At 60.2% G+C, this 19090-nt stretch carries 16 protein-coding genes and 1 pseudogene; 8 read left to right on the top strand and 9 right to left on the bottom strand.

Going from position 1 to position 19090, the window contains the following annotated elements; genetic code table 11:
- Positions 1-58: 58 nt before the first annotated feature.
- From C9422_RS14795 to C9422_RS14780, 4 genes are all read right to left on the bottom strand, one after another.
- Positions 59-1186: an FAD-binding oxidoreductase gene (locus C9422_RS14795; RefSeq protein WP_116581157.1), complete on the bottom strand. Its 1128-nt coding sequence runs from the start codon at positions 1184-1186 to the stop codon at positions 59-61.
- A gap of 152 nt (positions 1187-1338) precedes the next feature.
- Positions 1339-2283 carry an ornithine cyclodeaminase family protein gene (locus tag C9422_RS14790; RefSeq protein ID WP_116581156.1) on the bottom strand — a complete coding sequence of 315 codons (945 nt, stop codon included), beginning with the start codon at positions 2281-2283 and terminating at the stop codon, positions 1339-1341.
- 123 nt (positions 2284-2406) lie between these two features.
- Positions 2407-3897 (bottom strand): ATP-dependent RNA helicase RhlB, encoded by a 1491-nt coding sequence (rhlB, locus tag C9422_RS14785; protein WP_116581155.1) that lies wholly within the window; start codon positions 3895-3897, stop codon positions 2407-2409.
- Between the two features lie 110 nt (positions 3898-4007).
- A complete protein-coding gene (locus C9422_RS14780; protein ID WP_116581154.1) occupies positions 4008-4664 on the bottom strand; it encodes an alpha/beta hydrolase in 657 nt (218 codons plus the stop codon).
- A gap of 468 nt (positions 4665-5132) precedes the next feature.
- Between C9422_RS14780 and C9422_RS14775 the strand changes: the two genes are divergently transcribed.
- From C9422_RS14775 to C9422_RS14750, 6 genes are all read left to right on the top strand, one after another.
- Positions 5133-6164: an amino acid ABC transporter substrate-binding protein gene (locus tag C9422_RS14775; RefSeq protein ID WP_007972676.1), complete on the top strand. Its 1032-nt coding sequence runs from the start codon at positions 5133-5135 to the stop codon at positions 6162-6164.
- A gap of 65 nt (positions 6165-6229) precedes the next feature.
- The gene (locus C9422_RS14770) at positions 6230-7411 is read left to right on the top strand and encodes an amino acid ABC transporter permease (RefSeq protein ID WP_116581153.1); all 1182 of its coding nucleotides are present in this window, start codon (positions 6230-6232) and stop codon (positions 7409-7411) included.
- Positions 7412-7421: 10 nt separating this feature from the next.
- Positions 7422-8519 (top strand): amino acid ABC transporter permease, encoded by a 1098-nt coding sequence (locus C9422_RS14765; RefSeq protein WP_007972684.1) that lies wholly within the window; start codon positions 7422-7424, stop codon positions 8517-8519.
- A 10-nt stretch (positions 8520-8529) separates the two neighbouring features.
- Positions 8530-9294, top strand: coding sequence for an amino acid ABC transporter ATP-binding protein (locus C9422_RS14760; protein ID WP_007972685.1), 765 nt, complete (start codon positions 8530-8532; stop codon positions 9292-9294).
- 247 nt (positions 9295-9541) lie between these two features.
- A complete protein-coding gene (locus tag C9422_RS14755) occupies positions 9542-10201 on the top strand; it encodes a FadR/GntR family transcriptional regulator (protein WP_116581152.1) in 660 nt (219 codons plus the stop codon).
- On the top strand, positions 10191-11501 hold the full coding sequence (locus C9422_RS14750; protein WP_116581151.1) for a CynX/NimT family MFS transporter: 1311 nt from the start codon (positions 10191-10193) through the stop codon (positions 11499-11501). The genes C9422_RS14755 and C9422_RS14750 overlap by 11 nt, the downstream gene beginning before the upstream one ends.
- A 7-nt stretch (positions 11502-11508) precedes the next feature.
- On the opposite strand, the gene C9422_RS14745 is transcribed toward C9422_RS14750, so the two are convergent.
- The 5 genes and pseudogenes from C9422_RS14745 to C9422_RS14725 all read right to left on the bottom strand — a co-directional run bounded on the left by C9422_RS14745 (position 11509) and on the right by C9422_RS14725 (position 17413).
- The gene (locus C9422_RS14745; RefSeq protein ID WP_116581150.1) at positions 11509-12159 is read right to left on the bottom strand and encodes a DUF1120 domain-containing protein; all 651 of its coding nucleotides are present in this window, start codon (positions 12157-12159) and stop codon (positions 11509-11511) included.
- 76 nt (positions 12160-12235) lie between these two features.
- Positions 12236-12850 (bottom strand): DUF1120 domain-containing protein, encoded by a 615-nt coding sequence (locus tag C9422_RS14740; RefSeq protein WP_116581149.1) that lies wholly within the window; start codon positions 12848-12850, stop codon positions 12236-12238.
- Between the two features lie 86 nt (positions 12851-12936).
- Positions 12937-14079 (bottom strand): annotated as a pseudogene (locus C9422_RS14735) (DUF1120 domain-containing protein).
- A 10-nt stretch (positions 14080-14089) separates the two neighbouring features.
- Entirely contained in the window at positions 14090-16573 is a 2484-nt protein-coding gene (locus C9422_RS14730) for a fimbria/pilus outer membrane usher protein (protein WP_116581148.1), read from the bottom strand.
- A 111-nt stretch (positions 16574-16684) separates the two neighbouring features.
- Positions 16685-17413: a fimbria/pilus chaperone family protein gene (locus tag C9422_RS14725; RefSeq protein ID WP_116581147.1), complete on the bottom strand. Its 729-nt coding sequence runs from the start codon at positions 17411-17413 to the stop codon at positions 16685-16687.
- 472 nt (positions 17414-17885) lie between these two features.
- On the opposite strand from C9422_RS14725, the gene C9422_RS14720 reads away from it, so the two are divergent.
- Positions 17886-18509 carry a response regulator gene (locus C9422_RS14720; protein WP_116581146.1) on the top strand — a complete coding sequence of 208 codons (624 nt, stop codon included), beginning with the start codon at positions 17886-17888 and terminating at the stop codon, positions 18507-18509.
- 110 nt (positions 18510-18619) lie between these two features.
- On the top strand, positions 18620-19090 hold the full coding sequence (locus tag C9422_RS14715) for a nuclear transport factor 2 family protein (protein ID WP_116581145.1): 471 nt from the start codon (positions 18620-18622) through the stop codon (positions 19088-19090).

Raw genomic sequence — 19090 nt, 5'->3', positions numbered from 1 at the left:
TCAAAGGGGCGCTGAAAGTGTGCCGTAATCGTGGGGGCACGTCACCTGAGGATCAGGCTCAGCCGAGGCGGGCAGGGGAGAGCATGTCGGCATTCAGGCCGAAACGGCCGAGCGACTCGGGCAGTGCGGCGCCGCGCACCAGTGCCGCGCTGGCCTGGCCCATGGCCGGCGAAGTCTGGATGCCATACCCGCCTTGCGCCGCGACCCAGAACAGCCCAGGCACCTGTGGATCGAAACCGGACAGCAAATCGCCGTCGCTGACGAAGCTGCGCAGGCCGGCCCAGGTGCGGGTCGGGCGGCGAATGGTCAGGGTCGTGGCTTCTTCGATCTGGTAGATGCCCATGGCGATGTCCAGCTCTTCAGGCTGTACGTCATGGGGTTCCACCGGGTCGGCGTTGGCCGGCGAACCGAGGAACATCCCGGCGTCGGGTTTCATGTAGAAGGATTCGTCGAGGCTGACCAGCATTGGCCAATGATGGATGTCCACGCCCTCCGGGCCGGCGAAGATGAACGCGGCACGGCGTTTCGGTTGCAGGCCCAGGGGGCTGGCGCCGGCCAGTTCGCCGATCTTGTCGGCCCAGGCGCCGGCGGCGTTGATGATGACCGGAGCGCTGAACGTCTGAGTTCCGGTCTGGACGTGCCATGTGCCCTGGTCATCGCGGCTCAGGCTGACGACTTCGCTGTCGGTGTGGACTTCGCCCTGATTGCGGCGGATGCCGCGCAGGTATCCCTGATGCAGGGCATCGGTGTCGATGTCGGTGGCGGTCGGGTCGTAGATCGCGCCGTGGACTTTTTCCCGGCGCAGGATCGGTACCAGCGCGCAGGCCTCGTCGGTACTGAGCAATTGCATCTCCGGCACCGTGGCTTTCGCGCTCAGGTATTGCCTGTTCAGTTCGTCCGGGTCGCCGGTGAAGTCCACGGTCATTTCGCCGCGTGGCGTCAGCAGCGGGTGTTCGCAGAAGCCGCTGGGCGGATTGTCGAAAAAGTCCCGGCTGGCCAGGGTCAATGCGCGAACCTGCGGGGTGCCGTAGGCGGCGGTGTAGAGCGCCGCCGAACGTCCGGTGGAATGGTAGGCCGGATGGGATTCGCGTTCGAGTACGATCACACGGCCATGCTGCGACAGCCAGAAACCGGTGGAAGCGCCGGCGATACCGCCGCCGATGATGATGAAATCTGCCTGGCTCATGAACGTCTCCCGAGAGCACAAATATTGTCGAATCCCCCTGTAGGAGCTGACGAGTGAAACGAGGCTGCGATCTTTTGATTTTGCCTTTTCAAAGATCGCAGCCTCGTTTCACTCGTCAGCTCCTACAGGTTGGGGCGTGGGTTGGGTGTGGGTCAGGGCTGAAGGCGGTAGATGGCGTTGGCCAGCGCAATGTCTTCCAGGCCCAGGCCGATGGAGCGGAAAAACACATGTCGATCGTAACCGGGGCGCTGGACTTTTTCGCTGAGCAGGTCCGGCAGGTCGCCGACGATCGCGCCCTTGTCCCAGCCGTGTTGTTCGCCGGCGATCAGCATTTCACCGGCCGCGCCCGGAGTGGTCAGGCGATAGTCGCAGAACACCTGCATGGCATTGAGGCTTTGCGGCGGCACTTCGTGGGCACGCGGGGCGTTGGTGCTGATGGAGGTGATCAGCGCCGGTTTGCGCAAGCTCGACGGATCGATCACCGGACCTGCGGATGAGGTGCAGAGCATGATCACGTCGGCGTCCTGCACGGCAGCTTCGCGACTCTCGACGATGTTCAGGCGTGGCTCGATGTTTTTCAGCAGGCTCACGGTTTGAGCGTCATCGTTCAGGTTCGGCGCGTACAGGCTGATGCTCTGCCAGTCGCGCAGGTCTTTGACGTAATGCAGGTGCGCCTGGGCCACTTTGCCGCTGCCGATGATGGCCAGGCGATTGGCAGTCAGCGGCGCGAGGGCATCGACCGCCACGGCGGTGGTCGCGGCGGTGCGTGCGGTGGTCAGTTCGCCCGCGTCGCACAGCAACAGCGGCTGGCCGGTCTGCATCGACATCAGCACAGTCCACGCGGTCACCAAGGGGCCCTGCTCACGGACGATGTACGGCGAAGTCTTGATGCCGTACACGCCGTCTTCGGCCAACACCCCCAGGTAGTTGATGAAGTCGCCGGCGCCCTGGGGAAATTCCACCAGTTGCTGTGCCGGTTGCACGGCTTGCCCGGCCGCCAGGTCACGGAACATTTTGCGCAGGATCTGCGGCACGTCGACCTGTGCCAGCAACTCGCGAGCCTGGTTCTGGTTGATCACTTGGGGCGTATTGGACATGGTCGGCTCCGGGGCTGGAAGTAAACTAATTTGTCTATTATGGACTTTTAGTTGTATCTCACAATATCCGGGCGAAAAAAAAGCGCAGTCCGTTTCCGGCTGCGCTTGTCTTTTCAGCGTCGTTTAGTGCGGACGCTTGCGCTCAACCGCCCGCAACAGATGCGTCGGTGGTGTTTCACAGCTGATCTTGCGCCCCAGTTTTTCCTCGATGGACGGTAACTGGTAGGAGTCGTCTTCACCGGCAAAGCTGATGGACACACCGTCGGCGCCAGCACGACCAGTCCGTCCGATGCGGTGCACGTAGTCGTCCGGTACTTCCGGCAGGGTAAAGTTGATCACGTGGCTGATGCCGTCGATGTGGATACCGCGACCGGCCACGTCGGTGGCGACCAGGACGCGGATCTTGCCTTCGCGGAAGCCTTCGAGGGTCTTGATGCGCTTGTGCTGCGGCACGTCACCGGACAGTTGCGCGGCGTTGATGCCGTCGCGCACCAGGCGTTCTTCGATGCGCCGCACTTCATCCTTGCGGTTGGCGAACACGATCACCCGTTCCCAGCCATTGTCGTTGACCAGGTTGTAGAGCAGTTTGTATTTGTCGGCAGCGGCCACGGCGTAGATGTGCTGCTCGACGTTTTCGTTGGCCACGTTGGTGACTTCGATTTCGACGATGGCAGGGTCGGTGGTCCATTGCTTGGCCAGGTTCATCACGTCTTCGGTGAAGGTCGCGGAGAACAGCAGCGTCTGGCGCTCGGCCTTGGGCGGCGTCTGGCGAATGATCTGGCGCACTTGCGGGATGAAGCCCATGTCGAGCATGCGGTCGGCTTCGTCCAGCACCATCACTTCGACCATGTCCAGGTGCACGTCGCCGCGCTGGTTGAAGTCCAGCAGGCGGCCCGGCGTGGCCACCAGGATGTCGCAGTGGCGGGCTTCGAGGTGCTTGAGCTGCTTGTCGAAGTCCATGCCGCCGACGAAGGTCATGACGTTGAGGCCGGTGTACTTGGTCAGGTCGGCGGCGTCCTTGGCGATCTGCACCACCAGTTCGCGGGTCGGCGCGATGATCAGCGCCCGTGGCTCACCCATGTAGCGCTCTTTCGGCGGCGGGGTTTGCAGCAACTGGGTGATGATCGAGATCAGGAACGCAGCGGTTTTGCCGGTACCGGTCTGGGCGCGGCCGATGGCGTCTTTGCCGGCGAGGGTGAAACCCAGCACCTGTGCCTGGATCGGCGTGCAATACGGGAAGCCCAGGTCCTGGATGGCGTGCATCAGTTCAGGGGCCAGCTTGAAATCGTGGAAGCGGGTTTTGCCTTCCTGGGGCTCGACAACGAAGTCTTCGAGTTTCCATGGGATGACCGGCGCCTTGGGCTTGGGTTCGCGGCGCGGTTTGGCGGGTTTCGGCGTTTCGCTGAGCGGCTGTTCCGGGGCTGCTACCGCCACAGGCTGGGCAGCGGGTGCGGGCTTCGGCTCATGCTTGGGTGCCGCGGTGGTGGCGGCCCGTTCAGGCTGATTACCGTCGGTGCGGTGGCTGGGAGCGTGAGACGGAGCGCTGGGGACTGGCGCGAGTTGCTCAGTCTCGCTTTTACCGAACATTTTCTTGAGTGCTTTGAGCACGGTCATCTCATCAATTGGTTAAGGAATGTACGCCGGCCAGTGTAATGCAAGAATCGGGCGCGGCGTAGTGGGATGGATCAAAGGGGCCTTTTAAACAAAGAAAGGAACCTGAAGGGTTAACGCAAGCGCTCGGTGAGCCAGGTGCCGATGTCGCGAATTTCCTCGGGTAACACTTCGTGGCCCATTGGGTATTCCTGCCATGTCACGGTGACACCACGATGCTTCAAGTGCTCGTAGGCGCTGCGTCCCATCGAGTTCTGCACCACATCGTCGTATTGGCCGTGCATCGACAGTACCGGAATGCGCTGCTGGCTGGCGGACAGTTCCAGATCGTCACTGAAGGTCGGTGCATAAGTAGAAAGGGCAACGACGCCTCCCAGCGGTCCCTGCCACTTCAGAAACGCGGTGTGGAACACCACGGCACCGCCCTGGGAAAAACCGGCCAGAAAAATCCGCGAGGCGTCTATTCCGCTGGCCTTCTGCAATTCGATCAGTTCGATGATCCAGTTGGCAGACTCCTCCAGTTGCTCGCGGTTGATCGCGCGCGCGGGGCTCATGGCCAATATGTCGTACCAGCTCGGCATCTCGTATCCGCCGTTGATGGTGACGGCACGGCTCGGCGCCTGGGGCAAAACAAAGCGAGTGCTCAACAGGGATTCCTGCAGGGCTTCGGCCACTGGCAGGAAGTCGTAGCGATCGGCACCCAGGCCGTGCAGCCAGATAACGCAGGCGTCTGCGGTCTTGACGGGTTCAAGAATCAAGGGGGTGGTCATGGCTGCTCCAAAAGTGTGCGTGCGCTCTCATTGAGTGCGAGGGCTGAGTGCGTGTCTGGTTGATCAGTTACGAAGATGTCGCAAGGTTACAAGTTTTGCTATTGACCTGCAGCTGAACCGCTTCGGCGAGCGGTCTGGTACGGGCTTTGCTATGGCGAACTCTGTATGAAAAATCCTACGCCTGTCGGTAACACTATCAGGCCAAGGTTGTTAGTGGGATTGAAAAGAATCCGGTGATGGATGTTCGCCACAGGCCGATACGGGGCTTCGCGAACGTGAAAGGGCTACAGCCCGTTCGGCCGACTGGTGAGAGTGAGTTTTCCATGACGTGGATTTTCTCCTACTAGACTCATAGCTAACGTCTTACGTCGGTTGACCCCAAAACAAGCCAACACGGGTCGACTACGCCTCAAAAGGGTGCGACAGGACTCACGCTCCGACACAACAAGAGCAAAACTGGAGGTTTGAATGAAGATGTTGAAATCCACCCTGGCTATCGTGACTGCAGCCGCGGTACTCGGTGTCAGCGGGTTTGCCCAGGCGGGTGCAACCCTGGATGCAGTGATGAAGAAAGGTTTCGTGCAGTGTGGCGTCAGCGATGGCCTGCCAGGCTTCTCGGTTCCGGATTCCACCGGCAAGATCGTCGGTATCGATGCTGACTACTGCCGTGCAGTGGCGGCGGCTGTCTTCGGCGACGCGACCAAGGTCAAGTTCAGCCAGTTGAACGCCAAGGAGCGCTTCACCGCGCTGCAGTCCGGCGAAATCGACATTCTGTCGCGCAACACCACCATGACCAGCTCCCGTGACGCGGGCATGGGCCTGAAATTCCCAGGCTTCATCACCTACTACGACGGCATCGGCTTTCTGGTAAACAACAAGCTGGGCGTGAAAAGCGCTAAAGAGCTGGACGGCGCAACCATCTGCATCCAGGCCGGTACTACCACCGAACTGAACGTTTCCGACTACTTCCGCGGCAACGGCCTGAAATACACCCCGATCACCTTCGACACCTCCGACGAAAGCGCCAAGTCGCTGGAATCCGGTCGTTGCGACGTACTGACCTCCGACAAATCCCAGCTGTTCGCCCAGCGCAGCAAGCTGGCTTCGCCGAAGGACTACGTGGTTCTGCCGGAAACCATTTCCAAGGAACCTCTGGGCCCGGTCGTGCGTAATGGCGACGACGAGTGGCTGGCCATCGTGCGCTGGACTGGCTACGCCATGCTCAACGCTGAAGAAGCCGGCATCACTTCGAAGAACGTCGAAGCCGAAGCCAAGGGCACCAAGAACCCTGATGTTGCCCGTCTGCTGGGTACCGACGGTGAATACGGCAAAGACCTGAAAGTGAAGAAAGACTGGGTCGTGCAGATCGTCAAGCAAGTGGGTAACTACGGCGAAGTGTTCGAGAAAAACCTCGGCAAGAGCACTCCGCTGGAAATCGACCGCGGACTGAACGCTCTGTGGAACGCTGGCGGCATTCAATACGCACCACCAGTGCGCTGATGGTTCTATCACCCGGTGGGCCAACCACCGGGTGATGTTCTGTTCCATTATTTCCGGGGCACTTCATGCAAAATTCAATCGGCGCACCAAAGCAGAGGCTCAGCCTCAGCGATCCACGAGTGCGCGCGTGGGTATTCCAGATCATCACGATTATCGGGGTGGTCTCGCTGGGCTGGTATCTGTTCGATAACACCCAGACCAACCTGCAGCACCGGGGCATTACCTCCGGTTTCGACTTTCTGGAGCGCAGTGCCGGTTTCGGCATCGCTCAACACCTGATTGACTACACCGAAGCGGACACATACGCCCGGGTGTTTGTCATCGGCCTGCTCAACACCCTGCTGGTGACCTTCATCGGCGTGATCCTGGCGACGATCCTGGGTTTCATCGTGGGTGTGGCGCGGCTGTCGAAGAACTGGATCATCGCCAAGCTGGCGACGGTGTATGTGGAAGTCTTCCGCAACATTCCGCCGCTGCTGCAGATCCTGTTCTGGTACTTCGCGGTGTTCTTGACCATGCCGGGGCCGCGCAACAGTCACAATTTCGGCGACACCTTCTTTGTCAGCAGCCGTGGCCTGAACATGCCGGCGGCGTTGATGGCGGACGGTTTCTGGCCGTTTGTGGCCAGCGTCGTGGTGGCTATTGTCGCCATCGTGCTGATGAGTCGCTGGGCCACCAAGCGTTTCGAAGAAACCGGCGTGCCGTTCCACAAGTTCTGGACCGGCCTGGCGCTGTTCCTGGTGATCCCGGCCTTGTGCGCACTGATCTTCGGTGCGCCGCTGCACTGGGAAATGCCGAAGCTGCAAGGCTTCAACTTCGTCGGTGGCTGGGTGCTGATCCCGGAACTGCTGGCGCTGACACTGGCCCTGACTGTGTACACCGCGGCGTTCATCGCCGAGATCGTGCGCTCGGGCATCAAGTCGGTCAGCCACGGCCAGACCGAAGCGGCGCATTCCCTCGGCCTGCGCAACGGCCCGACCTTGCGCAAGGTGATCATCCCGCAAGCCCTGCGCGTGATCATTCCACCGCTGACCAGCCAATACCTGAACCTGGCGAAGAACTCCTCGCTGGCGGCCGGTATCGGTTATCCGGAAATGGTCTCGCTGTTCGCCGGAACCGTGCTCAACCAGACCGGCCAGGCGATCGAGGTGATTGCTATCACCATGAGCGTGTACCTGGCGATCAGTATCAGCATTTCCCTGCTGATGAACTGGTACAACAAGCGCATTGCGCTGATCGAGCGGTAAGGAAAAGCGCATGAGCACTCATACTTTCAAACCCGACATGCCCCCACCGAGCAGCAGCATCGGTGTGGTGGCGTGGATGCGCGCGAACATGTTCTCCAGCTGGCTCAATACCCTGCTGACCCTGTTTGCGTTCTACCTCATCTACCTGGTGGTGCCGCCGATCCTGCAGTGGGCCATCCTCGACGCCAACTGGGTGGGCACGACCCGCGCCGACTGCACCAAGGAGGGCGCCTGCTGGGTGTTCATCCAGCAGCGCTTCGGCCAATTCATGTACGGCTACTACCCGCCGGAACTGCGCTGGCGCGTGGATCTGACCGTGTGGCTGGCGGTCATCGGCGTGGCACCGTTGTTCATCTCGCGCTTTCATCGTAAAGCGGTGTATGGCCTGAGCTTCCTGGTGTTGTACCCGATCATTGCCTACTTCCTGTTGCACGGCGGCATCTTCGGCCTGACCCAGGTAGCGACCAGCCAGTGGGGCGGCCTGATGCTGACCCTGGTGATCGCCACCGTCGGCATCGCCGGTGCGCTGCCGCTGGGGATTGTCCTGGCGCTGGGGCGTCGTTCCAACATGCCGGCGATTCGGGTGGTCTGCGTGACCTTCATCGAGTTCTGGCGCGGCGTGCCATTGATCACGGTGCTGTTCATGTCCTCGGTGATGTTGCCGCTGTTCCTGCCTGAAGGCATGAACTTCGACAAGCTGCTGCGGGCCCTGATCGGCGTGATCCTGTTCCAGTCGGCCTATGTGGCCGAAGTGGTGCGCGGTGGCCTGCAAGCGATTCCCAAGGGGCAGTACGAAGCGGCTGCAGCGATGGGGCTGGGCTACTGGCGCAGCATGGGCCTGGTGATTCTGCCGCAAGCCCTGAAGCTGGTGATCCCCGGCATCGTCAACACCTTCATCGCGCTGTTCAAGGACACCAGCCTTGTGATCATCATCGGCCTGTTCGACCTGCTCAACAGCGTCAAGCAAGCCGCCGCCGATCCGAAGTGGCTGGGCATGGCCACCGAAGGCTATGTGTTCGCTGCCCTGGTGTTCTGGATTTTCTGTTTTGGTATGTCGCGCTATTCCATGCATCTGGAACGCAAGCTCGACACAGGCCACAAGCGTTAGGAGTTCTTTTATGAGCGAAGCAAATAAAAAGCCTGTGAGCCCTGAAGGCATTATTCAGATGCAGGGCGTGAACAAGTGGTACGGCCAGTTCCACGTGCTGAAAGACATCAACCTCAACGTCAAGCAGGGCGAGCGTATCGTGTTGTGCGGCCCGTCGGGTTCCGGCAAGTCCACCACTATCCGCTGCCTCAACCGTCTGGAAGAACACCAGCAGGGCCGCATCGTGGTCGATGGCGTGGAACTGACCAACGACCTCAAGCAGATCGAAGCGATCCGCCGCGAAGTCGGCATGGTGTTCCAGCATTTCAACCTGTTCCCGCACCTGACCATCCTGCAGAACTGCACGTTGGCGCCGATGTGGGTGCGCAAGATGCCCAAGCGCAAGGCCGAGGAAATCGCCATGCACTACCTGGAACGCGTACGCATTCCGGAGCAGGCGCATAAATACCCGGGGCAGTTGTCCGGCGGTCAGCAACAGCGTGTGGCGATCGCCCGCGCGCTGTGCATGAAACCGAAAATCATGCTGTTCGACGAGCCGACGTCGGCCCTCGACCCGGAGATGGTGAAAGAGGTACTGGACACCATGATCGGCCTGGCCGAAGACGGCATGACCATGCTCTGCGTGACCCACGAAATGGGCTTCGCCCGCACCGTGGCCAACCGCGTGATCTTCATGGACAAGGGTGAAATCGTCGAACAGGCCGCGCCGAACGACTTCTTCGATCACCCACAGAATGATCGCACCAAGCTGTTCCTGAGCCAGATCCTGCATTGATCGAACCCAGGCACTGAAATAAACCCGGACTGAGTTCCGGGTTTATTTTTGCCCGCGATTTTGTGCACATCCCTGTAGGAGCTGCCGAAGGCTGCGATCTTTTGATTTGTTTTTTAAAGACAAGATCAAAAGATCGTCCGAACGCGGCCCGAGCCTTCGGCAGCTCCTACAGGGGGTTGTGTGGGTTGTTGAAGCTGACTAACATGTCAGAAAATTCATCCTATGATTGGATGAGAGGGTGAATTCCATGTCAGAAATAGCTCCCCTGGTAAAACGATCCCTGGTCGATCAGGCCCTGGACCAACTGCGCCAGCGTATCAACCAGGGCATCTGGGTCGTTGGCCAACGTTTGCCCACCGAGCCCGAGTTGTCGGCGGAACTGGGCATCAGCCGCAACACCGTGCGTGAAGCCATGCGCGTGTTGGCGTTTTCCGGGTTGATCGAAATCCGCCAGGGCGACGGCAGTTATGTGCGGGCGGTGGTCGATCCGCTCGATACCCTGAAGGCGCTGTCCCGTTGCTCCCTTGAGCAGGCCCGGGAAACCCGACACATCCTTGAAGTCGAGGCCATCGGCCTGGCAGCCATGCGCCGCACCGATGAAGACCTGGTGGCATTGCGCGAGGCGCTGGGTGTCAGCGGCAGTCACTACCATGGCGATCTCGACACCTACATCGCCTGCGATCTGGTGTTCCACCGCCGTCTGGTGGACGCCGCGCACAACCCGACACTCAGCGAGTTGTACCGCTACTTCTCCAGCATCGTCGGCGCGCAGTTGCGCCAGACCCTGAGCATCGTCCCGCGCCGCCAGGAAGTGTTCGACCTGCATATCGAATTGCTCGATGCCGTCGAACAGCGCGACCCGGAGCGGGCCAAATCCCTGTCGAGGCAATTGATCAATGAACCTTGAAACCGAGAAGTCGATACCGCGCGGTGATTTATCCACAGGCGCAAAACGTTCGGCAGAGCTGGAAGAGCTGCTGATCGACGCCGAGGCCGATGACGAACAAGTCCAGCAAACCCACCCGGTTCTGCGCCGGCCGTGGCTGTTGCTGCTGGGCCTGATTCTGGTGGCGCTGAACCTGCGCCCGGCGCTGTCGAGCATGGCACCGATGCTCAGCGAGGTCTCGAAGTCCCTCGGCTTGTCGGCGTCTGCGGCAGGATTGCTGACCACGTTGCCGGTGCTTTGCCTTGGCCTGTTTGCGCCCTTGGCACCGCTGCTGGCCAGACGCTTTGGGGCTGAACGGGTGGTGCTGGGCATTCTTCTGACCCTGGCTGGCGGGATCATCCTGCGCAGTTCATTCGGTGGGATCGGCCTGTTTGCCGGCAGTGTGCTGGCCGGTGCCAGCATCGGCGTGATCGGTGTGTTGCTGCCAGGCATCGTCAAGCGCGATTTCCCGAAACAGGCCGGGACCATGACCGGCGTCTACACCATGGCCCTGTGCCTGGGCGCGGCGATGGCGGCGGGCGCGACCGTGCCCCTGAGCGAGCACTTCGACAACAGCTGGGCGTTGGGCCTCGGCTTCTGGGTTATTCCGGCATTGGCGGCGGCGCTGTTCTGGCTGCCGCAAGTCGGCCAGAAACACGGCGCGCACAACGTTGCCTATCGCGTTCGAGGCTTGCTGCGCGATCCGCTGGCCTGGCAGGTGACCTTGTACATGGGGTTGCAATCTTCCCTGGCCTACATCGTGTTCGGCTGGTTGCCGTCGATCCTGATCGGTCGCGGCCTGACTCCGACCCAGGCCGGGCTGGTGCTGTCGGGTTCGGTGATCGTGCAACTGGTCAGCTCACTCGCCGCGCCATGGCTGGCTACACGTGGCAAGGACCAGCGCCTGGCGATCGTGATCGTGATGGTCCTGACCCTCGGTGGTCTGTTCGGTTGCCTGTATGCGCCGATCGAAGGCTTGTGGGGCTGGGCAATCGTGCTGGGGCTGGGGCAGGGTGCCACGTTCAGCCTGGCATTGACCCTGATCGTGCTGCGCTCGCGGGATTCCCACGTGGCGGCGAACCTGTCGAGCATGGCCCAGGGTTTTGGTTACACCCTGGCGTCCATGGGGCCGTTCGCGGTCGGTCTCGTGCATGACTGGACCGGTGGCTGGACGGCGGTGGGCTGGATCTTCGGCGTCATCGGCCTGGGTGCGATACTCGCCGGTCTTGGTGCCGGGAGGGCGCTGTATGTGCACGTCAGCAGCGAGAGAATTCAACCGTGACGGGTGCCTATAAATAGACAACCTCCAGGGTCGCGGAACCATCGAGTATTGCATCTTCACTCAGGTCCAGCGTTGAGGTGGGGGCAATGACGGCGACGAGAGTGACCCGGCTGCTCAGGTTCTTGATCTTGACAGGGCCCGCAGTGCTGCCCGCTACATCAGTGAAGCCAAGCCAGCTGTTGGCGGCAATCTCTATGGAACTGGAGCTGGATGTACTCCACCCCCGCCCGCCAGTGGAGGAGTCGGTTCGATACACTTGCGGCAGAGCGTCCGCTACGGTGCGGGCAGGATCGAAGTGCAGTGAGTACAGGCCGATCCTGTTGCCGCTGCGGTCGAGGTTCAGGCCGTAATAGATCTGACTGTTGACGATGGCCGAGCCTTCGCGGTTGTCGCGCATGATCAATGCGAAATGCGCCGCTGTGTTGCAGTTGATGTCGAGGTCGAGGAATTCGTCACGCAGTCGCGTCCTTGTGTCGACGTTCAGGTCCTGTCGGGAGATTTTTCCGTAGTCGACAAGACCGTTGTTGGAGAAAGTCGGGGTGCAGGCGACCGGGGTGATGGTGCCTTTGACCAAGAGTGCATTGGGGGGCACCGCAAGGGCAGCAGTCGCCATGCCCATCAGCAGTCCGGTGGTCAGAGCCATGGGAATACGCTTCATTGATAAATTCCTTTTTTCGTAGAGGTATAGGCGCTGAACCGTTCATTCAGACACGAACGGTTCAGCGCCTTGACGCTTAGTAGTAATGCACTTCGAACGTCGCGGAGCCGTCAAAGGTGATTTCGTCAGTCAGGTCCAGCGAGTCGGCGCGAGCGATATAGGTGTCGACCAAAAAATCATAGGTGACGTCTTTAGCCTCAATCGGCAGGGAGCCACCAGTTGTGGTAAAGGACAAGAAATGTCCCGGTTTGGCCGCGGTGGCTTTCGCCCAGGTTATATGGTCGGTTGATTCGATTGCGTCCACTGAAGCTGCCTCCGCTGTGACTCCAGTGACTTTGGGGGTAAAGAAACCCAACTTATCGTCCTTAGGGGTCAAACCAAGGCCAAACACAACCGGACCAACCGGTGATGTGTCGCCTGTATTATCAATTGGATTCAGTGCGAACTTGATTGCAGCATCACAGGCTATGACCAATTTCATCGGATGTTCCCCAACCAGTGTATTGCTGGTTTGGCTAAGCTTTGATGACGAGATCTTGCCAATATCAATGAGACCGCCATTGGAGAATGTCGGTGTGCAAGCTACTGGTGTGATAATGCCTTTGACCTCCAGGGTATCGCCCACGGCGAAGGCCTGAGGGGTGGTGCTGATCGCGGCTGTTGTAGCAAGTGCAGCGAGGTACTTTTTCATGGATAAAACTTCCTTTCTTTCGTTGTTGGCCTTGAATGTTCCGAGGGGCGTAAGTGCTCCGCGGCTTCAACGAGGCAGGGTGGGTGTTACTTGTAAAGAATTTCGATCGTCCCCGAGCCGTCGAGGTGAACGGCGGTGCTCAGGTCCAGGCTATTGGTGGGGGCAATGAGGGCCTCGACCGTCACCGTGGTTGTGAGGTTCTGGATAGAGGCCGGGCCTGCGGTGCTACCGGCGCTGTCGGTAAAGCCCAGATAGCTTCTCTGGGCGAACGGAATCGGGTTCGGACTGGAGGTGCTCCAGGCCGCGCCCTGGGTGGTGGAGTCGGTTCGATACACGCGGGCGAAGCTGTCGGCGCTGGCGTTAGCGGGATCGACATTCAGTGAGTACAGGCCGATCTTGTTGTTGCTGTGATCCAGACCCAGCCCGTAGTAAATCTCGCTGTTGATCGTTGCCGAGCCCGGGCGGTTGTCATGCATGACCAGGGCAAATTCCATCGGGGCGTCGCAGTCAACTCGCACGGTCAAATCCTTGAGTGGCAGTCGGGTGCTTTTGTCAGCGTTCAGGTCGTTTTTCGATAGCCGACCGAAATCCACCAGGCCGCCATTGGACAGCTCCACTTTGCACGCGGTGGGCGCGAAACTGGCGCGCAGGGTTATCTCCCGTGAAAGACCCGTCGCGACCGCGTCGAACAGGCCGGTGGTTTCCCAGACTACGGCGTCACGTACCTGCAAGGCTTTTTCCGACGCCCAGGCTGTCAGCTCCAGTTGCGCCGAAAGACTTTGCCCTTGCGCCGCCACACCGCCCCGAACCGGAACGATGGCCTGCTGCGGTTGTCAAAGCAGACTCGAAGCGGATGCTTCAGGTACTTGGCCGACGGCAGAAATCAAGCCCAGGTCCACCGGTTGCCCATCGAGCACGGCGTCACTCATGCGCACGGCATAGCTGCCGTGTTCGGCAAAGCGAAAGCGCTCGGCGGTCGCGGCCATGGCACGGTAGAGCAGGGTCATGTCAGTGGGTTGGGGACAGCTCAGGTTCAGGCTCAGGCGGCGCTCGCCCAGGGTTTGCTCTGCAGAGCCATTGGCGCGTATAGCCCGATTCGTCAAACCGTAATCGACTACCGGCTGACTCAGGGTGAGCTTGCATTCATCGGCGAGGGCCCAGGCGTGCGGCGCAAGTCCGCTCAACATCAACGTGCCGAGTGTCAGCAACAAAGGGTGGGGCAGCTTCATGGGGATATCCTCAAAGTGTGCGGCACCGGGCGGCAGCGGTCTCGTAATACACCTGGGTATTGGCCTTGGCCGGCAGTTCGAAACGCAGTTCGCAGCGCTCCAGCCCTGGTGCGGTTATCCACAGGTCGCGGGTGTTCAGAACGTTGGGCAGAAACACCAATCCACCTTCTTGAGCGAGCGTGATGAACTCACCGTCTGCGCTGCTTACCGTCGCGCCACGGGGCAGGGGGAGACCGTCGTCCGTAGTGACTTTGAGCAGGGCACGACGGGTCAAGGTGACACCGAACTCGACCTTGTCGACGGCCCCGCGTCCGGCGGAAACCACGGCCAGTCCGTTGTTGATATCGAGGTTGCGTGGCAGCGAGCGGGTGTCGACTTCTACTGGGCTGCGCCCATAGGCGCTCACTTGAGGCACCACGGCCTGACCTTTCCAGTCGGTCCAGACCGGACCGCTTGGGGTCGAGACTTTGATGGCGCTTTCATCGCCAACCGAAAGCAACGCGAAGGTGTCCCTTACGGCGTATGGCGATAACGTCAGGCCGTCGCCGTGCAGAACGACCCCGCCACGCGCGCCAACCTGGTAGCTGGAGCGTTCGGCATCGGAGCGGGTGTAGTTCAAGTCCAGTTGGCTGTAGCGCGGCAGCAGGGAAACCCCCGCCGAGGACTGCACTTGTTTGTCTCGTGTGTCGTGCTCGACACCGACCCGGTAGCTCAACTGGTCGTTGATCTGCTCGTTCAAGCCGATACCACTGCGATATTCGCCAGCGGAACTGCGTACCCAGGTGCGCGCCCGGCGACGTTCACCCAGTGGAATGCTGAGGCTCAGGTAGACACTGTCGTCGCTACGTTGGGTGCCGCTGACTTGCCATTGCGCGGTGGCCGACACCGACACGTCGCCAATCCGGGTGCCCCAGGACGCCAGGGCGCGGCTGCTGTTTTGCCCGTCGAATGTCGTTGAACGATTGAAGCCGCTGCTGAACGCGCCAAGCCCAGGGTGTGACCAGGCCAGCGAAAGGCTCTGCTGATCGCGGTAGCGCGACTGGCTACGCTCGGACTGAGTATCGAACACCGCTTCGGACAAGTCGCGATAGCCGAAGGTCCGGTACGAAGTTCCAGCATTGATCGACCACTGTTCACCCAAGCGTTGCGAAACATTCAGGTCGGCCTGAAGCCCCCTGTCGGCCTGGCGGGTGCTGGTGTCGGCTGCTTGCAGGGTGGTCTGGATCTGTGTAGCGGGCCCTGGCAGCAGGCTCAGGCCAGCGCCCGCAGCACGGTAATCGGCGGTACCGGTGGCACCGGTGCTGAGCAAGACATTCGGGTTGAGTGCTCCACTCCAGCCGCCGCTGATCACCCAGGGTTCGCCGCTCCGGGCGTCGCCGAGACTGCGTACCTGGCCGGCGGCCAACGAAAAGCCGGGAGCCGGCAGGCCAACGCCGAGCATGGCGACGGGGACGGTGAAGCGTTGCTCGCTGCCATCCGCTTCCTTGACGGTGACTTCAACATCGGAGCGACTGTCGAGCCGACGTACGTTACTCAGGGAAAACGGTCCGGCCGGTACTACTGTCGAGTGGATCAGCGAACCGTTCTGGCGTATTTCGACCTGGGCCTGACTGCGGGCAATCCCTTCGATGGGATTGCCTTGGCCTTCGACCTGGAGCGCCTGCTCCGTCATGACCTGAACGCCGGTGATCTGCGCACCCGCCAGTACCGGGTTGTAGAGATTGACCTGACCCGCTTGAAGCACTGTTTCGTGGCGAGCAAAGGTGCGCAGGGCGTAAGCCGCCAGGTGAGTGGTGTGCGACACATCGTTCTGCCAGGTCTGCACCTGACGGCTGCGCACAATCCAGTCGCCGGCATTGAAACCGGCTTCGGTGTTGGCTGAGAGGTAGCGGCTCGATCGATTGCCGTACTGGCTGTGGAGGCTATTGATGTCGTAGTTGAGTAGCCCGGCGATACCGCCGGTTTGATAACCGGAGATATCCCGGACCACCGGACGTATCGCCTGGGTGGGCACTATCAAGGAAAGGCCGAGATTGGCTGGATCCTGTTCGATTCGGGCCTGCGGCCAGGTGGCGAGTACATCGAAACAGCCTTTGTCGTTGGCCGGAATCGATGGCTCGCTCAGGTTTGCCGCATCCAGCAGGGAACGGTCAAAGCACAAGTCGCCCTCCCGGTTGAACGTGACGTCGACCCGACCGCGACGCTGGCCATTGACCGTGAGGGTGATCGGATGTCGGCCGGCGGTGAAGTTTGGGGCGGCCAATAGTTGGGTTGCGAGACTGGGGTCGATACCCCGCTGAATCAGCGTTTTCCGGTCGAACGAAGTCAGCAACAGATCGGCATTGAGGTCATCGGCATTGGCTTCGAGTCCTGTCAGCACGTTGCCAAGCAGCAACACCATGCCGGTCCGGATTCGCGACAGATGAGGGGACGTGCTGGCCGGCCGAATCGCAGGCATGGCTTCGCCATCACGGTATTTCAATACGGTGTTCATGGGGTTCACTTGGGTTCTGCCAGGGTGCCGGATTGATCCGCTTCGGCTTCCGTCACGCTGAATTGTCGACGCCTGCTTTTCCCTGCATGGCGCTATCGATGATGTCTGCTCTTAGAGGGCGATCGGCGCGTCATAGGGAGGCACGGCAAAGCCATAGACGGTCGCTGGATTGATTCGAACCTGGGTGGCAGCCATTGCAGGGACCGTAATGCTGATCTGGTCACCGGGAAGTACGTAGGTTCGCGGTAGCGTCGCGGCGCTTCCGGAAGGCAGCAGTTGTATTTCCTGAGCCAGGCGTACGACATAAGGTGTTTCGTTGCGTACGGTCAGTTGACCGTCCTGCAGCGACCATTTCAAGTCGGTCCATGGCGTGCGGTTGGGCGCCAGGCCAGCGGGGTGAAGGATGATCGGCAGGTTCTGGCGTACTGTCACACCCACACGGGCATGCCCGGCTTCGGCAGCAGGTTTGCCTTGGGGGATGCCTTCAAAAATCGCCCGCTTCAAACGCTGGGTGAGCAGGGGCTTTTCCGATTGCAGGATGAAGCGCACCAACTGCGTCTTGGCGGCTTCAACGCGTGCCAAGGGTGGCGTCACGAATACCAATGGTTCGGTGTCTTCGGGAATGTCTTCTATGGTGACGTGTAGCAGTGCCAGGCTGGCGTCGGTATTGGTCACGGATACGGCAGTTTCCCCCTTGGCCTCATTGACGATGATCACGGAGGTATCGGGCACCATGCCGTCGGCGTGGGCCTGTACGGTCCAAATCAGAGCGCACGCGCCGATACCCGTGCGGGTCAGGCGGCGCAACTGCTTCAGAAATATTGTCTTGATGTCGCTCATTGGGTTTCCTGGATAAAAGACTGTTGGCATGGCTCGCAATACAGGTAGCGCAGGGAATCCGTGAGCAGGCAGGCAGTGCTCAGGGGCGTAGGCGTCTTCTTCATGTAATGGGTAGTCAGGCAAAGAGTGAACGCAGTTCTAGGCAGGGGTGGCCGGACTGCTTGGAAGGCGACAAGTTAGTGCGCAAGTGGCTCTGGAGAAATGCAACTAATACGAAAAGAGAGCGGGCGTGTATGAAAGAGTGTTACGGACTACGCAGCGGTTTCTAACGAGGGCTCTTTTAGTTGTAGTCCTCCTGCGTAGTCTTCAGCGCGCTGCAATGTAGGAACCATCTGTTTGTTGGATGGGCAAAGAGTTAGTCCATTGAATACATTGGGGATGCGACGTCAGAGGGGTTTTCGAGGCGTTGTGGAAGGGGCAGGAACGGCGCTACTTTCCGCGTTTTTGCGCCACCAGCAGGAGGTATCCCACAATGCGAGTCGTTATTGCTGACGACCATTCCGTCGTTCGTGTCGGGCTGCGCATACTCATCAACGCCAGTCGGCGATGCGTGATCGTCGGCGAGGCTGACAGTGTCGACAACTTGATGAATCTGCTTTCAAGTACGTCTTGCGAACTGCTGATCACCGACTTCTCCATGCCGGGAGGGCAGCAGGCCGATGGCTTGAAAATGTTGAGTACGATTCAGCGTCATTACCCGACCTTGCCGATCATTCTGGTGACCATGTTTACCAGTGTGGTGACGGCAAGGGCTGCACTGGCGCAAGGGGTGATGGCCATCGTCGCCAAAACCGCATCGGCGGCGGAGTTGCCCCTGGCAATCAATGCGGTGCAGGAAGGGCGCCATTACCTCAGCAAGTCCCTGCGCACGCTGTTGGCCAATACCCGCGATCAGTTTCACGAATCACCCTTGTCAGCCAAGGAGCACGAAGTGGTCCGAATGCTCGCCAGTGGCATGACCGTCAGCGAAATCGCCGTTCACTTCAATCGCAGCGTGTCGACCATCAGTAAACAAAAGAAAATGGCCATGCACCGGTTAGGCATTTCCACGGACGTTGATCTTTTTTCCTACGCCCGGGACTGCGGAATGACCTGAATAGTCATCGCGTTATTTTCGTCGTGAATGCCGATAGTGTTCGATGCATTTGCAGACTATCGTGCGGGCACTCTTTCGAAATCATTATGCAAACCCAGGGGAACCCGCAGATGAGTGAAGCCCATAGCGCTTTGATCACCCGTTTCTACCAGGCTTTCCAGCGCCTGGATGCCGAAGCCATGGCGGCTTGCTACACCGACGACGTGGTGTTCAGTGACCCGGCGTTCGGTGAGCTTCGCGGTCGCGATGCCGGTGACATGTGGCGCATGTTGACTATGCGGGCCAAGGATTTTTCCCTGACCTTCGATCATGTTCACGCCGACGGGCGCACCGGTGGTGCCCATTGGGTGGCAACCTACCTGTTCAGCCAGACCGGCAACACCGTGGTCAACGACATCCAGGCGCGTTTTGTCTTCCGTGACGGCAGGATCTGCGAACATCACGACAGCTTCGATCTCTGGACCTGGTCACGTCAGGCATTGGGTTTCAAAGGTCTGCTGCTCGGCTGGACGCCACTGGTGCGCAACGCCGTTCGCGCCCAGGCATTGAAGGGGCTGAAGGCATTTCAGGCCGGTCGCTGA

This window comes from Pseudomonas sp. B1(2018) (assembly GCF_003097365.1).
Lineage (GTDB): Bacteria > Pseudomonadota > Gammaproteobacteria > Pseudomonadales > Pseudomonadaceae > Aquipseudomonas > Aquipseudomonas laurylsulfatiphila.
This window is presented reverse-complemented; position numbering and strand designations above follow the sequence as displayed.

Excerpts from the sequence above, each read along its gene's own strand:
- C9422_RS14795 (WP_116581157.1), bottom strand. The coding sequence starts at position 1,186 with ATGAGCCAGGCAGATTTCATCATCATCGGCGGCGGTATCGCCGGCGCT.
- C9422_RS14790 (WP_116581156.1), bottom strand. The coding sequence starts at position 2,283 with ATGTCCAATACGCCCCAAGTGATCAACCAGAACCAGGCTCGCGAGTTG.
- rhlB (WP_116581155.1), bottom strand. The coding sequence starts at position 3,897 with ATGACCGTGCTCAAAGCACTCAAGAAAATGTTCGGTAAAAGCGAGACT.
- C9422_RS14780 (WP_116581154.1), bottom strand. The coding sequence starts at position 4,664 with ATGACCACCCCCTTGATTCTTGAACCCGTCAAGACCGCAGACGCCTGC.
- C9422_RS14775 (WP_007972676.1), top strand. The coding sequence starts at position 5,133 with ATGAAGATGTTGAAATCCACCCTGGCTATCGTGACTGCAGCCGCGGTA.
- C9422_RS14770 (WP_116581153.1), top strand. The coding sequence starts at position 6,230 with ATGCAAAATTCAATCGGCGCACCAAAGCAGAGGCTCAGCCTCAGCGAT.
- C9422_RS14765 (WP_007972684.1), top strand. The coding sequence starts at position 7,422 with ATGAGCACTCATACTTTCAAACCCGACATGCCCCCACCGAGCAGCAGC.
- C9422_RS14760 (WP_007972685.1), top strand. The coding sequence starts at position 8,530 with ATGAGCGAAGCAAATAAAAAGCCTGTGAGCCCTGAAGGCATTATTCAG.
- C9422_RS14755 (WP_116581152.1), top strand. The coding sequence starts at position 9,542 with ATGTCAGAAATAGCTCCCCTGGTAAAACGATCCCTGGTCGATCAGGCC.
- C9422_RS14750 (WP_116581151.1), top strand. The coding sequence starts at position 10,191 with ATGAACCTTGAAACCGAGAAGTCGATACCGCGCGGTGATTTATCCACA.
- C9422_RS14745 (WP_116581150.1), bottom strand. The coding sequence starts at position 12,159 with ATGAAGCGTATTCCCATGGCTCTGACCACCGGACTGCTGATGGGCATG.
- C9422_RS14740 (WP_116581149.1), bottom strand. The coding sequence starts at position 12,850 with ATGAAAAAGTACCTCGCTGCACTTGCTACAACAGCCGCGATCAGCACC.
- C9422_RS14730 (WP_116581148.1), bottom strand. The coding sequence starts at position 16,573 with ATGAACACCGTATTGAAATACCGTGATGGCGAAGCCATGCCTGCGATT.
- C9422_RS14725 (WP_116581147.1), bottom strand. The coding sequence starts at position 17,413 with ATGAGCGACATCAAGACAATATTTCTGAAGCAGTTGCGCCGCCTGACC.
- C9422_RS14720 (WP_116581146.1), top strand. The coding sequence starts at position 17,886 with ATGCGAGTCGTTATTGCTGACGACCATTCCGTCGTTCGTGTCGGGCTG.
- C9422_RS14715 (WP_116581145.1), top strand. The coding sequence starts at position 18,620 with ATGAGTGAAGCCCATAGCGCTTTGATCACCCGTTTCTACCAGGCTTTC.